General features: G+C 47.7%; 12 protein-coding genes and 1 riboswitch. Of the genes, 9 read left to right on the top strand and 3 right to left on the bottom strand.

Going from position 1 to position 13,688, the window contains the following annotated elements:
- Positions 1 to 113: 113 nt before the first annotated feature.
- A riboswitch (cyclic di-GMP riboswitch) is annotated at positions 114 to 201 on the top strand.
- 97 nt (positions 202 to 298) lie between these two features.
- The 8 genes from C3Y98_RS03855 (at position 299) to C3Y98_RS03825 (ending at position 10,234) form a co-directional block, all read left to right on the top strand.
- Positions 299 to 1,918, top strand: a complete 1,620-nt coding sequence (locus tag C3Y98_RS03855) for a protoglobin domain-containing protein (protein WP_135276796.1) — start codon at positions 299 to 301, stop codon at positions 1,916 to 1,918.
- Complete coding sequence (locus C3Y98_RS12825; protein WP_245234313.1) at positions 1,908 to 2,189, top strand: response regulator; 282 nt, start codon at positions 1,908 to 1,910, stop codon at positions 2,187 to 2,189. The genes C3Y98_RS03855 and C3Y98_RS12825 overlap by 11 nt, the downstream gene beginning before the upstream one ends.
- A gap of 5 nt (positions 2,190 to 2,194) precedes the next feature.
- Entirely contained in the window at positions 2,195 to 2,359 is a 165-nt protein-coding gene (locus tag C3Y98_RS12820; RefSeq protein ID WP_245234312.1) for a response regulator, read from the top strand.
- Between the two features lie 18 nt (positions 2,360 to 2,377).
- Positions 2,378 to 4,102, top strand: coding sequence for a putative bifunctional diguanylate cyclase/phosphodiesterase (locus C3Y98_RS03845; protein WP_135276795.1), 1,725 nt, complete (start codon positions 2,378 to 2,380; stop codon positions 4,100 to 4,102).
- Between the two features lies 1 nt (position 4,103).
- Positions 4,104 to 6,149 (top strand): putative bifunctional diguanylate cyclase/phosphodiesterase, encoded by a 2,046-nt coding sequence (locus C3Y98_RS03840; protein ID WP_135276794.1) that lies wholly within the window; start codon positions 4,104 to 4,106, stop codon positions 6,147 to 6,149.
- 261 nt (positions 6,150 to 6,410) lie between these two features.
- Positions 6,411 to 6,638: a DUF3820 family protein gene (locus tag C3Y98_RS03835; RefSeq protein WP_135276904.1), complete on the top strand. Its 228-nt coding sequence runs from the start codon at positions 6,411 to 6,413 to the stop codon at positions 6,636 to 6,638.
- Positions 6,631 to 8,919 (top strand): EAL domain-containing protein, encoded by a 2,289-nt coding sequence (locus C3Y98_RS03830; RefSeq protein WP_135276793.1) that lies wholly within the window; start codon positions 6,631 to 6,633, stop codon positions 8,917 to 8,919. The genes C3Y98_RS03835 and C3Y98_RS03830 overlap by 8 nt, the downstream gene beginning before the upstream one ends.
- Before the next feature lie 109 nt (positions 8,920 to 9,028).
- The gene (locus C3Y98_RS03825; RefSeq protein WP_135276792.1) at positions 9,029 to 10,234 is read left to right on the top strand and encodes an NnrS family protein; all 1,206 of its coding nucleotides are present in this window, start codon (positions 9,029 to 9,031) and stop codon (positions 10,232 to 10,234) included.
- Here the strand turns inward: C3Y98_RS03825 and C3Y98_RS03820 are convergent.
- Both C3Y98_RS03820 and C3Y98_RS03815 read right to left on the bottom strand, forming a co-directional pair.
- Positions 10,231 to 10,581: a DUF4186 domain-containing protein gene (locus C3Y98_RS03820; RefSeq protein ID WP_135276791.1), complete on the bottom strand. Its 351-nt coding sequence runs from the start codon at positions 10,579 to 10,581 to the stop codon at positions 10,231 to 10,233. The genes C3Y98_RS03825 and C3Y98_RS03820 overlap by 4 nt on opposite strands.
- Positions 10,582 to 10,595: 14 nt before the next feature.
- Positions 10,596 to 11,816 carry an MFS transporter gene (locus tag C3Y98_RS03815; RefSeq protein WP_245234311.1) on the bottom strand — a complete coding sequence of 407 codons (1,221 nt, stop codon included), beginning with the start codon at positions 11,814 to 11,816 and terminating at the stop codon, positions 10,596 to 10,598.
- A gap of 310 nt (positions 11,817 to 12,126) precedes the next feature.
- Here C3Y98_RS03815 and C3Y98_RS03810 point away from each other — a divergent pair, with 310 nt between their 5' ends.
- On the top strand, positions 12,127 to 13,068 hold the full coding sequence (locus tag C3Y98_RS03810) for a P-loop NTPase family protein (protein WP_245234310.1): 942 nt from the start codon (positions 12,127 to 12,129) through the stop codon (positions 13,066 to 13,068).
- A 6-nt stretch (positions 13,069 to 13,074) separates the two neighbouring features.
- Here the strand turns inward: C3Y98_RS03810 and C3Y98_RS03805 are convergent, their stop codons facing one another.
- Complete coding sequence (locus C3Y98_RS03805; RefSeq protein ID WP_135276789.1) at positions 13,075 to 13,683, bottom strand: DNA-3-methyladenine glycosylase family protein; 609 nt, start codon at positions 13,681 to 13,683, stop codon at positions 13,075 to 13,077.
- Positions 13,684 to 13,688 lie beyond the last annotated feature (5 nt).

The following is a 13,688-nucleotide window of genomic DNA, read 5'->3' as shown; positions in this document are numbered from 1 at the left end:
GGTGGGTTTGTAGTCGATGGTTGTGATGCATGGCTAAACTTAGCATACAGGTCATTCACTAGAATGGGTGGTTGACTGATTTTATAAATCTACTGATACTCATGCGGCATTGCATTTGAAAAAGGCAAACTCAGCTGAAAAGCGAGGGCGCAAAATCACCGGTCTAAGGGGCGTAAGTTCTAAGATAGCGGGAGTACCAGATGTGCGGATTCCCCGTATCTCTACATATTACTCCCATGCTACCTCCAGCCCTCCTTAGGGATTCAGGAACGAGATTAGTACTTTTGTGGGAGACAATATGTTATTGCACCAGCCTACCGTTGATGCTTTAATCGACAGCATGACCCCGAGCGCCGATGAGGTTCAGTCGCGTAAGGATGTGCTTGAGTTCAGCGAGCAAGACTCTCTGTTGCTTAAGGAGCTGGGGCCTTTGCTAGCGCCACTTGAGAGTGCCTTTGCTGACAGCTTATCCCAACATCTGGACAGCCACCCAGAAATGGCTGCGAACCTTAGTAATCCTGAGCAATTGTCACAGCTTAAACAAAAACAACAAGAATACTTTAAGAAGGTTTTTGCCGGAGATTACGGCCCTGACTATATCAAAAGCCGCTTGCAGGTCGGCGTTAGCTATCAGCAAATAGGGTTGGAGCCACGCTGGTATTTAGGCGCATATAACAAATATTTATCTTTGGTCCTACCGGAAGTAATGCGTTTGGTGGGCAATGATGCTGAACGTTTTCTCGCATATTCAAAGGCGATTACTAAAATTGCCATGTTTGATTCTGAGCTTTCCCTTTCTGCTTATTTCCATGCTGACCATGAAATGCTGCGCTTACTAGCGCAAGTGTTTGAAAGTAATTTAGAGGCCGTGATTATTGCTGATGTGAAAGGCCGTATGCTTCATGTCAATAAATCGGTGGCTAAGATTACGGGCTATGCTTCCGACGCGCTGATTGGCACACCGATGCAAAACTTGCTGGCAGAGCTGGAGCCGACCTTATACCAAGACCTTTGGAACACAGTGATAGGTGGCGGCCAGTGGCAAGGGGAAATTTGGTTAAAAAATAAGCAGGGTGATGATTATTTGGCCTGGATGAATATGAATGCCGTTAAAGACGCGGCCGGCAAAGTGACGCAGGTGATTGCTGAGTTCTCGGATATTACCGCATTTAAACAGACCCAAGAGGCGCTGGCGCAGCGTACAGAAGAGTTAGCCAACTCTAATCGTGAGCTGGAGCAGTTTGCCTACGTTGCCTCACACGATTTGCAGGAGCCTTTACGTATGGTGGCCAGCTATACGCAGCTATTGGCAAGGCGCTATAAAGATAAGCTGGATCAGGATGCGAACGAGTTTATCGGCTATGCGGTAGATGGTGCTACCCGCATGCAGGCACTTATTATTGATTTACTTACCATGTCGCGCATTGGTACACATGGTAAGCAAATGGAAACATGCGAGACCTCCGTTGCATTAGAGCGTGCAGTGTCAAACTTGCGCCTGGCTATTGAAGAGTCTGGCGCGGTAGTGACGCGTGACCCTATGCCTAGGCTGGACGCGGATGTTTCACAGCTTACGCAGTTGTTCCAGAACCTGATAGGTAACGGTATCAAGTTTCGCGGGGATACTTCCCCCATTATTCATGTAGGCGCAGAGAAAAAAGAGGGTGAGTGGTTATTTTCCGTACGCGATAACGGCATCGGTATCGCCCCAGATTTCTTTGAGCGCATTTTTATTATCTTTCAGCGCTTGCATGGTAAGCATGAGTACCCGGGCACGGGTATAGGCCTCTCTGTTTGCAAGAAAATCGTTGAACGACATGGCGGTAGGATTTGGATAGAGTCCGAAGTCGGCAAGGGTGCAGTTTTTTATTTTACCTTACCCATACATCATGGGGAAAGGAAACATCATGGAGAATGAAGTGAGTAGGCAGGTTGAGTTTTTATTAGCTGAGGACAACCCCGGCGACGTTAGATTAACGCAGGAAGCATTGCGTGAAAGTAAGATAAGTAACAACCTGAATGTGGTTAAAGATGGCGTGGAAGCGCTGGCGTTCTTGCGTAAAGAAGGCCAATACGCAGATGCGCCCACCCCTGATGTGGTGTTGCTGGACCTGAACCTTCCTAAAAAAGACGGGCGTGAGGTACTCGCTGAAATTAATCAGACCCTGCGCTTAAACGTATCCCAGTAGTGATTGTGACTTCTTCTGAAGCAGAGAAAGATATCCTGCGTACTTACGATTTGCATGCCAATTGCTACGTGAGCAAACCGGTAGATTTAGATCAGTTTATCAAAGTGATTCAAGCAATTGAAAGTTTCTGGCTGACCATTGTTAAGTTGCCATCGGACGTTAGAGACTAGCTGTATTATGGGGGGTGTATGAATAGCACGTCACTGACCATTTTATTGGTTGAAGATAATCCAGGTGATATTCGTCTGGTGCGAGAGCTATTGGCCGCGGACCAAAGCGAACGGTTCGTTTTAGTCACAGCAGACAGGCAAGAAACTGCGTTGGCTATTTTGGATAGTCAGGATATTACTGCGATATTACTTGATTTAGAGCTGCCAGATGGTAGTGGCCTGAATACGCTCCTGAAAATACATGCAAACGCGCCAGGCATCCCGATTGTTGTGCTGAGCAGTACTGCTGACGAGAGTCTGGCAGTGAGGTCGGTACAGCAAGGCGCTCAGGACTTTCTGGTAAAAGGCTATGTGGATGCACACCAGTTAACGCGCTCTTTGCGTTATGCGATTGAGCGTAAACGTACAGAAGAGCGTTTAAATCATCTTGCTCATCATGATAGTTTGACTGGCCTATCCAACCGCAAACATTTTTACGATACGCTGAAAAACTCCATCGCACTAGCTCGTCGGCATGAAACCAAGCTGGCGCTGCTGCTGTTGGATTTGAATGGATTTAAGGCAATTAACGACACCTTGGGTCACTATGTGGGTGATCTGTTGTTGCAAGGCGTCGCACAGCGCCTGCGTGAGTGTATGCGCGAAACGGATTGTGTGGCCAGAATCGGTGGTGATGAATTTACCATGATATTGAGCGACATTTATGACGAAGAGGATGCTGTTGCTGCTACCAGCAAAATTATTGAGTCGGTTGGACACCCCTTCCTAATTGATGGACGCGCATTAGATGTGGGCGTTAGTATCGGTATCGGTATTTACCCTACAGATGCAGATAACCTGGAGTCGCTAGTGCGGAATGCCGATGTTGCGATGTATCAGGCTAAAGCTGAGATTGGTATGCAAAATACTTACCGTTTCTTTTCGGCGAATATGAATGATAGAGCCACTGAAGATCGTGTGTTACTCAGTGAGCTAGCAACCGCTGTCACACAAGGCGAGTTTGTCATTAACTATCAGCCGCAGGTGGATGTGAAAACAGGCCATATCAATGGCATGGAGTCATTGCTGCGTTGGCAGCACCCAACACGCGGCCTGTTATTGCCAGCAGCGTTCATGAATGTGTTGGAAAGCTCGCCACTTGTCCTAGAAGTTGGTTTGTGGGTATTGCGCTGCGTATGCACACAAGGCCAGGCATGGCGAGAGACTGCTGATGTGCCTTTGGTATTGTCAGTTAATTTATCACCACGTCAGTTACTGCAAGACGATTTTGCTGAGCAGGTTTCTGCGGTACTGGCTGAGACCGGCTTGCCTCCGCACTGCTTAGAGCTTGATATTTCCGAGCATGCGTTATGGGAAGACGAGGAGTGCGCGTTCAAGCAAGTCACTAAACTTAATCAGTTAGGTGTGCGCTTGGCACTGGATAACTTTGGCAATGGCCGCGCTTCATTCTATTACCTACGCAAGTTTCCTTTCCACGCGATTAAACTGGATCGTCGGCTTACTCAAGCCGCATCTGCCAGCACAGATGGCGCCGATATGGCACGTGCCGTGATACAAGTCGCGCATGTGTTCCGCATGAAAGGTCTGGCTGGCGGTGTAGAAACCACAGCGCAGCTCGATACCTTGCGTAATCTTGCTTACGATGATGCGCAGGGCTATCTGTATTGCCATCCACTGCCTTCCGATGCCGCGACCGCATTGTTAGAGCGTGGCCAGCATCTTGGCCCAGTGGCGGCGGCATAGTATGAAAATATTGCTGGTAGAAGATAACCAAGGCGACGCGCGGCTCTTAGAGATTATGCTGCATGACGTGCTGACAGCATGCACGCTCACGCATGCCGATACTTTAGGTAAGGCGATATCACATGCATGTTTAATGCAGTTTGATATCATTTTGCTGGATTTGTCCCTACCAGACTCGCAAGGCAGCAGTACTTTCTGGCGCCTGCACGACGTGGTGTCCAACGTGCCGATAGTAGTGATGACCGGACATGATGATGAAGTACTGGCGACAGAATTGGCACAGGCGGGTGCCCAAGATTATCTGGTGAAAGGTAGCGTGGATGGGCGCTGGCTGCTCCGTGTAATGCGTTACGCTATCGAGCGCAAGCGCGCCGAGCTTGAGTTGCGCCAGAGCGAGGCCAAAGTGCGCGCTTTGTACGAGGCTGTGCCTGATCTGCTGCTGTTTCTGGATTTAGAAGGGCGCTTTTTGGAGTACAAACCGGCTAAAGACTTTCAAACACACATCGAACCTGAGCACTTTCTGGGCAAAACCATCCATGAGGCTTTGCCCGAGGGGGTTGCTGATCAGGCCATGCTCTGCCTGGAAAAGGCCGTGGCTGGCCGTGGTATTGCCTCTTTTGAATATCAGATGGCACTACCGCAAGGGGTAACTAATTACGAGTCCCGCTTTATCCGAGCAAGTGAAGAGCAGGTGTTGTGCATCGTACGCGATATCAGCGAGAGCAAGCGCACCCAGCAGCAGCTACATTTTCTTGCCCACTACGACACGCTGACAGGTTTGCCGAATCGGCTACTGTTTAATGAAAGCCTGCAACAGGCACAAACGTATGCGAATCGTACCAGCGATACGATTGCGGTCATGTTTATTGATCTGGATCGCTTTAAGAATATCAACGACACACTAGGGCATGGCGTAGGCGATAAACTGTTGCAGCAGGTCGGCGCTCGTATCAGTCTTTGTATCCGCGAGTCTGACACCGTAGCAAGGATGGGCGGTGATGAGTTTGCTGTTGTGTTGGTGAACGTAAGGGAGGAGCGCGATGCTGCAGTAGTGGCAGAAAAAATCATCGATGCGCTCCGTTTGCCATTTATGGTGGACGATCATGAGGTTTTTGTTGGGGCAAGTATCGGCATTACCTTTTATCGCCCCGGCCAAGATGACAGAGACGTATTGCTAGAAAAAGCCGATGTAGCGATGTATCACGCTAAAGAGCGTGGCCGTAATAACTACCAGTTCTATTCTTCGGAGATGGATGAGGTGGCTTACGAGCGCTTAGTGATGGAGAATCACCTGCGCCATGCCTTGGACCGCAATGAGTTCATTTTGTATTATCAGCCGCAAATCGCGGTAGAGGGCGGCCGTGTCACCGCAGTAGAAACCCTGTTACGCTGGCAGCACCCAGAGCGTGGCTTGGTGGCGCCGGGCGAGTTTATTTCGCTGCTGGAGGAAAGCGGCCTGATTGTTCCTGTCGGCAAATGGGTGTTAAAAACCTCATGCCAGCAGGGGCGCGCATGGTATGACGCCGGCACGCCGGTACGGGTGGCGGTTAACCTTTCAGTCCGTCAGTTTAAACACCCGGGTCTAGTGGCTGATGTTGCGGAGATTCTGGCTGAAAGTGGTTTACCGCCAGAGCTATTGGAGCTGGAGTTAACCGAAAGTATGTTTATGGATAGCGCGACTGGCGATGTCAATAAACTTACGCAGCTTAAAGCCTTGGGCGTATCGCTCGCAATTGACGATTTTGGCAGTGGCGCTTCATCGCTGGCTTACTTAAAAGACTTCCCTGTGGATACACTTAAAATTTGTCAGTCGTTTGTACTTAATCTGCCACACAATAATGACGATAGTGCCATTGCCAGCGCGGTACTCGGTTTGGCGCAAGCCATGAACTTTACCAGCGTTGCCGAGGGTGTTGAGAATGCACAGCAGGCTGATTTCTTGCGAGAGCGGCGTTGTGATTATTTCCAAGGTTTCCTGTTCAGCAAGCCTTTGCCGGTGGACGAGTTGAATCAGTTGTTAAATGGTAGCAAGCTGCAAGACAATTAACTAGTGGCTGTTTTGAGGTTGTGGATGTAGGGCGTAAGAAGGGTTTGTGCCACAAGCATGACTTTTCGCTGCTGCAGTTGGATTTAGAAGACCTCAAGGACATGGGCATTAACTATGTGCAAGGTTTTCATATCGGCTTACCGAGTGCCAATATGCACAGGCGCAAATAGGGTGTCGATAGACTGAAGGTGTTTAGTAGCAAGGGCGGCGCTATTGCACAGATAATGAATTGCCAAAGTGTGATAAAGTCGTCCTGCAATGATGAACCCAGAAGATCTACAGCGATTAGTCACATTAGCCATGCCTTATGGAAAATATAAGGGGAGGCTGATTGCCGATTTGCCTGGCAATTATTTAAACTGGTTTGCACGAGAGGGCTTTCCTGCGGGGGACTTAGGCCGCTTGCTACAGTTAATGCAGGAAATAGACCATAATGGCTTGTCGCAGCTGCTGGATCCGCTGAGAAAAGTAGCGCCTCGAAATGATTAAAAAACTATTCATTGATCTTCGCTCTATCAAGCAAAGTCGTTTCAGTGTCGCGCAGCTGAGAGCGCTGTTGTTTCTGGTTGGGCTCAGCATTTTGCTTATTCCCGTAGCAATTAAAAGCGAAAACAGCGTGAAAGTGCACCACAAGTATGGTGAAATCCAGTTAACGCCAAATGAAGTTGCCTGGCTAAAGACGCATCCTGAGGTGCGTGTTGCAGTTAAGCATGGTTGGATGCCCATAGAGTTTAAGCTAGAGAGTAACCAGCACCGTGGGATTAGTGTGGATTACCTGCAAGCACTCAGCAGTATTTTCAACATTCGCTTTGTGCTCTCAGATTACTCAGAGAATATGAACACTTCTGCTGTTGATGTGATCTCAGGCGTAGTGAGTACCAATGTCAAATATCCACAGTTCAAGCGGCAACCTTATCCGTTTTTAACTTTCCCGTTTGCAATCTACGTTAATAAAAAATCAAATGATCACCTTGAAATCACCTCGATGGCTGATCTCAATCATAAGCGCGTTGCCGTATTTAAGAATGGGCCGGTAGCGAAAGAGATTGCGGCAAATTACCCACAAATTAAATTGTTGTATGTGGACATTGCTGACGAGGCGATAGAAGAGCTAAGGTTGCAGCGGGTCGATGCTTATATCGGTAACGAGATCATTATTGATTATCATATTGTGGTGCATCGTTTGAAATTTGTAGAAAAAGTGGCGATGACCCCTTTTAGCTCCGATGTATCAATGGCGGTCAGGGATGATCTGCCAGAACTGGCTTCTATACTGAATAAAGGCCTGCAGGCCATAGGCAAGAATAATCAGGAAATACTCGAAAATTGGCAAATCTCAGACAGCCAATATCAACGCTGGTTAGCGCCTGCGGCCATTATTGCGAGCCTATTCTTAATCGCTGGCCTGATGAGAATCTTTAAATTAAAGCAGACCATCAGGCGACAAAATATCGCGGCTCAGAAAACGATTTGGCATCAGGCAAATTATGATTATTTAACCGATCTGCCCAATCGCCACTTGTTGGACAGTCGGTTAAGACAGGCAATGGATAAAGCGGATGAGTCCTTGTCACCTGTGGGCATACTGTTTATAGATTTAGATAACTTCAAGCATGTGAACGATACCGCTGGTCACTCCATCGGGGATAAGCTGATTAAAGAAGCCGCCAATAGAATCACACGTTGTGTAAGGGCTTATGACACTACCGCGCGATTTGGCGGTGATGAATTTATGGTGGTCATGTCCGATTTTGATAACGAAGAGGCGTTGGAAAAAACTTCAAAGAAAATATTGGCAGTCTTGCAGCAGCCGTTCCAGATTGATAATGAGCTTTTTTATATCTCGGCGAGCATAGGGCTTACCATCTATCCGAATGATACTTCTGATCCAGAAGCGTTGTTTAGTTACGCCGATCAAGCCATGTATGAAGCCAAAAAGCTAGGCCGTAACCGCTTTCAGTTCTTTCAAGCTTCCATGCAGCTTGATACGACGACAAGATTGGCGCTCATGAATGACTTGCGAGAGGCAATTGCGCAGCAGCAATTCGAACTTTATTACCAGCCAATCATCAACTTAGATACACAAGAGATTTTAAAGGCAGAGGCGTTAATTCGATGGAATCACCCTGCCAATGGGCTGATTAATCCCTCAGAGTTTATTGCACTTGCCGAAGAAACTGGCCTCATCGAAGAAATTGGGGCATGGGTATTTCACCAAGTGCTTCATGATATCAAGCATATTCATGCGCAATATTCGCCAGATTTCCAAGTCAGTGTGAACGTGTCCCCTAAACAGTTTATCCGGCCAGAGCGCTTGCTAGCCTGGAAAACAGCCATAGTAAATGCAGGCGTGGCAGGGCGTCATATTTGTATTGAAATCACGGAGGGCCTATTACTCCAACCTAGCCTGTCTGTCGTCAATACTATTTCCGCTTTACGTGATTTTGGTATTCAGTTTTCTATCGATGATTTCGGTACAGGTTATTCTGCACTGGCTTATTTAAACAAGTTTGATATTGAGTATGTAAAAATCGATCGTTCCTTTACACATAACCTGCAGGCAAATAATCAAGATGCAATTTTGTGTGAAGCCATTACCAGCATGGCGCATAAGCTAGGGATGACGGTGGTGGCTGAGGGGATAGAGACTGAAGCGCAAGCACGCATGTTAAGTAGTTTTGAATGTGACTATGGTCAGGGCTATCTCATTTCTAAGCCTAAGTCATTTGCTGATTTCATGCAGTTTTTGTTTGAACATCAAAAAATGTAATCATGAAAATTATTTTGGGCGCGTGCAAATAACCTGTCCTAAATCAATTTTATCTGATGCAGCTTGCGCTAAGATGAATGCCACTTGTTCAATTAAAGGCATGATGACTATGGCAGTTGTGCAAATTCAGATGCGTAAGGCTAGCCCAGTTAAAGGCTGTGCATTATTCAACCTTGGCTTCCGCCCATTCTTTCTAGGCGCAGGTATTTTTGCCATCGTATCCATTGTTTGGTGGGTGCTGGTATATAGCGGGCACGGCTTTGTGCAGATTCAATCGATTACCAACGCGCAGTGGCATGCGCACGAAATGCTGTATGGCTATGGCCTAGCGGTGGTTGCTGGCTTTTTGCTCACCGCTGTGCGTAATTGGACCGGGGTTTCCACCCCGCATGGTAAGCCCTTGATGGGCTTATTTGCATTGTGGGTTAGTGCGCGGCTGCTGTTTTTATTTGGTACCAGCTTAATGCTGTGGGCCACCATTGCCGATTTGCTATTCGGGCTGATGTTAATTATCGCCATTAGCATTCCTATTTTTCGTGCAAAGCAGTGGCCGCAACTTGCGGTGATTGTGAAGGTCGCTATGCTGTGGGTAGGCAATATCGTGTTTTATCTGGGTTACTACCAAATCCTGCAAGATGGCATGCTGTACGCTATTAACGGCGCGGTGTTGTTGCTAATCGGTTTGATTTTAATGATAGGGCGCCGCGTTATTCCATTTTTCATAGAGCGTGGCGTATCACAGCCTTTCAAAATTAAACATCATCAATGGCTGGATACCAGTATTTTAGTGGCGTTTCTTGCATTGTTTATTAATGAGATTTTTTATCAGCATGCTGAGTTAACGCCTTACTTAGCGATCGGTTTGTTCATGATGAATGGTTACCGCTTATCTCGTTGGCATGTGTGGGGCATCTGGCGTGTGCCATTGTTGTGGAGCCTCTACTTATCGGCGTGGATGATTAATGTAGGATTTTTGCTGTATGGACTACATGCTTTGTGCGCTATCCCGTTAATTTTGGTGCTGCACCTGTTCACGATTGGTGGCATAGGCCTAATGAGTCTAGCCATGATGGCACGTGTAGCGCTTGGGCATACTGGGCGTGATATCCGCGCTTCATCGGTCTGGTTAGTGCCAACTTTTATTGCCGTAATGTTAAGTTTGCTGTTGCGTGTGTTTGCACCAATGTTTGCGATGCAGTTTTACCCGCATTGGATTGTTGCCTCTGCGCTATGCTGGATAATCGCATTTGCAATTTTTGTATGGATATATGCGCCCATCCTATACAAGCCCAGAGTCGATGGCAGTCCTGGTTAAACCCTGTCCTGCAGCCAGCGCTCCAGTACAACAACAATATAGGCTTGCTCTGCCAATGTGAGCGCACGCCCCAGTGGAATGTGGTGCCACTTTTGTAAGCAGCCACGGCAGCAGCAAGCGGTAGCATGCTGTGCTACGAACACGGGATGGCCCCGCATTGGCGTTTGCTTGCCATCGTTGTCGATGCTAGCGGGTGCCAGACGTTTGCCTATAAAGTCTTCAGCATGGTCCAACACAGTAGATAAGCCTTTTTGCCGCAAATAGGCTAAATCTTTAGCGCGTAATTCAAAGCTGGTTCTGAACGTGGATTGCGCTAGGGCGGCAAATAACTGGTCTAGGTCACGCACGTTGCTGGCTTGGCTCAGTGTAGTTGGTGTAGCTCTAATTTACGTAGCTTCGGTGCCAGTTTTGCGGTGATTCCAACCACGCTTAATGTCATGAAGCCACCAAAGACCACAGATGGTACCAAGCCCATCAGCCGTGCCGTCACCCCTGATTCAAATGCGCCCAACTCATTAGAAGAGCCGATAAAGATACCATTGATCGCAGAGACCCGCCCGCGCATGGCATCCGGTGTGGCTAGCTGCATAATAGTTTGACGCATGATGACGGAAACACCGTCAAACACGCCTGACAGCAGCAATAATACGGCCGCCATCCAGAAGCTAGTGCTGAGGCCAAAACCAATAATGCATAAGCCAAACCCTGCAACCGTACCAAGTAACCAGCGCCCGGCGTTTAGGTTAATCGGGTGCCGCGTGAGCCAAAGCCCAGTGGCAATGGCGCCCAGTGCGGGTGCTGCACGTAAAATGCCTAGGCTTTCTGGCCCCATTTGGTAAATGTCATGAATAAACGCGGGTAGCATGGCAACCGCACCGCCAAATAACACAGCAAACATATCGAGGGATAATGCACCTAATACGATTTGGTTACTAAATACAAAACGTAGGCCTTGTGCAATGCTGGTAAAAACTGGGATGCTTTCCGCTTTTTCCGGTTCCTTTAACTTAAGTAAAGCAATCGAGGTGGCTGCACCTAGGCATAGCGCAGTGGCAACACTGTAGGCGAGGGCTTTACTGCCAAACCCGACCAGCATGCCACCAATAGCCGGGCCTAATACTAAGCCTATCTGAAACGTAGAGGTGCCGATACCCGCGGCGCGTGCATATTGCTCACGCGGCAAGATGACGGCGAATAAAGTATTGTAGCTGGGTGCAATAAATGCACGTGCCACGCCGGTAAAGGCAATAGAGCCATAAATCCAGTAGGTGATGTTGCCATCTAGCCAGCCTAGTGCCACCAAGGCGAGCGTGAATGCATTAATAGTGAGCAGCACTGCTGCTAAGCCGGCAAATAACCGGCGTGAATAATAGTGATCTACTGCATGGCCAGCAAATAACGCAGAGGCAAAGTAAGGAATCACTTCGGCCAAACCTATTAATCCTAAAGACAATGGGTTGTGTGTAATCTGATAAATATGCCAGCCGACCACTACCGCTAATATTTGGTAAGCCAGTACCAGTTGAATACGAAATGCCAGAAGTTTGGCGAAAGCAAATTGATGATATTTAAATAATTCCATGGGCGACATTATAAGTGCAAATAGCCATTGCTTAATCGGCAGTAGCGGTGAATTGGCATATGAGCGTTGATAAAAACATTTAAAGCGAATAGCTAAACGGATAGAATGTACAGGTTAGTGCAGTGAATAAGGTAGTAAGCAAGCTGAAAGATTTATCTGAACTTGCCGATGAGTCATCATTGACCTAGTGTGATTCTACCGATATAGATTAGGCGCACTAACCACCAAAACGAGAGTATTCATCGTGATGGCACATTACCATTCAACATCGCATTTTGTTGCAAAGCGTGATAATCATTTGATGCGTTTCATGGCTCATTTTAATTTGCACCTCAAGCTGCTGAGTCTATGTCTGGCTGCTGTCTGCCTCTTCGCCAGCTTACATTGCTACGCTGAGGACGACGCCAAGCCCACAATTAAAATCTTCGTTACCGTCGATTGGGAAGGATGGTCGCTCGATGATGAAAATATCGAGGTGATGCAGGCTTTTCGTAAGCAATATCCACATATCCCCATGATGCAGTTGTTAAACCCAGTCTATTTGTTGCGTCCAGATAGCGATGCTACATTAGCAGCCGAGAAAATTCGCGCTACTTTTTTACCGTCAGATAGCATGGGTTTGCATGTTCATGGCTGGAAATCGCTGCTGGATGCGTGTGAGGTGCCCTATCAAAGTGCCCCTACATTTGCAGCACAAAGCAATGTGTGCGAGGCGGGTGATTGTGGATATGCAGTAAGTTTAGAATATGCCTACTCAGCGCAGGATTTAACAAAGTTAATAGCCTGCAGTGCCAATTTATTAGTGAAGCAGGGTTTTGCACGCCCTCGTTACTTTCGGGCTGGCGGCTGGCAACTTGGGCCTAAATTAGCGAGCGCGTTGGAGGCGAATCAATTTGTGTTCGATAGCTCACGTACCGATGCTAACTTACTGACCACTAAGTGGGCAGAAAATAGCGGTTTAGTACAAATGGTCAAAGCCTTGCATCCTGATGCATCAGTGTTGGATGAGCCGTATCAGTTAACCGTCTCGGTGATGGAGTACCCCAATAATGGCAGTTTGGCTGATTACACCAATACACAGCAACTGGTGGAAATTTTTAAAACACTGATTGCACATAACAAGCAGGTGCTAGTACTGGGCTTTCATCAAGAAACCGCATTCTCTTATTTAAAGCATTTGCAAGATGCCATCCCTTTGTTTGAACAAATCGCACGAGAGCAGGGTATCACCATCGTATGGGTCAGCCATTAAAATAGCTTATTTGGGCACGCGCCATAAATACCAGCTGGCGACTGTGCGATAAGGGCTCCAAGCCTGGCCAATTTCTGCCATTTGTTTGCGTTTAGGCGCAGTTTCCAGTTTTTTAAGCCGTTTGTAGCCTTCTAAAATAGCAAAGTCATCCGCGGGCAAAATGTCCATGCGCGCTAAAGTGAACATCAGCATCATTTCTACCGTCCATTGGCCTATGCCTTTAATGGTGGTGATCTGTTGAATTAAGGTTTCATTGCTCATACTGTCCGCAGTCGTCTGTGTGGGGACTAACCCGCTTAAAGCTGCGTTTGCGATGCCTTGCAGCGTCTCTATCTTTCTGCCTGAAAAGCCCACTGCACGCAGTTCATCAAATGTAGTCGCGAGTAACTGTGGTGGCTGCGGGAACTGCCCGTAATGATTAACCAGCTTTTTTAAAATGGCGTCACCAGCCTTGGTGCTGAGTTGTTGATACGCCACGGCGCGCACTAATGCCTCGTAAGGGTCGCGTTCGCTTTTTGTTGTAAACTTGCATGCGCCAACGTGGTCAATCAATTGTGACCAGTCGCTGTCTATCGTGCGCAAAAAGTCTTCTGCCTGCTGGTAAGGAGCGTTCATGCTGT

Origin of the sequence: Methylotenera oryzisoli, assembly GCF_004661485.1 — a bacterium.
Taxonomy (GTDB): domain Bacteria; phylum Pseudomonadota; class Gammaproteobacteria; order Burkholderiales; family Methylophilaceae; genus Methylotenera; species Methylotenera oryzisoli.
The sequence above is the reverse complement of the archived record's forward strand: the minus strand, read 5'-3'. Positions and strand labels throughout refer to the sequence as shown.

Coding starts and splice junctions, on each gene's coding strand:
- C3Y98_RS03855 (WP_135276796.1), top strand. CDS start 299: ATGTTATTGCACCAGCCTACCGTTGATGCTTTAATCGACAGCATGACC.
- C3Y98_RS12825 (WP_245234313.1), top strand. CDS start 1,908: ATGGAGAATGAAGTGAGTAGGCAGGTTGAGTTTTTATTAGCTGAGGAC.
- C3Y98_RS03845 (WP_135276795.1), top strand. CDS start 2,378: ATGAATAGCACGTCACTGACCATTTTATTGGTTGAAGATAATCCAGGT.
- C3Y98_RS03840 (WP_135276794.1), top strand. CDS start 4,104: ATGAAAATATTGCTGGTAGAAGATAACCAAGGCGACGCGCGGCTCTTA.
- C3Y98_RS03835 (WP_135276904.1), top strand. CDS start 6,411: ATGAACCCAGAAGATCTACAGCGATTAGTCACATTAGCCATGCCTTAT.
- C3Y98_RS03830 (WP_135276793.1), top strand. CDS start 6,631: ATGATTAAAAAACTATTCATTGATCTTCGCTCTATCAAGCAAAGTCGT.
- C3Y98_RS03825 (WP_135276792.1), top strand. CDS start 9,029: ATGGCAGTTGTGCAAATTCAGATGCGTAAGGCTAGCCCAGTTAAAGGC.
- C3Y98_RS03815 (WP_245234311.1), bottom strand. CDS start 11,816: ATGGAATTATTTAAATATCATCAATTTGCTTTCGCCAAACTTCTGGCA.
- C3Y98_RS03810 (WP_245234310.1), top strand. CDS start 12,127: ATGGCTCATTTTAATTTGCACCTCAAGCTGCTGAGTCTATGTCTGGCT.
- C3Y98_RS03805 (WP_135276789.1), bottom strand. CDS start 13,683: ATGAACGCTCCTTACCAGCAGGCAGAAGACTTTTTGCGCACGATAGAC.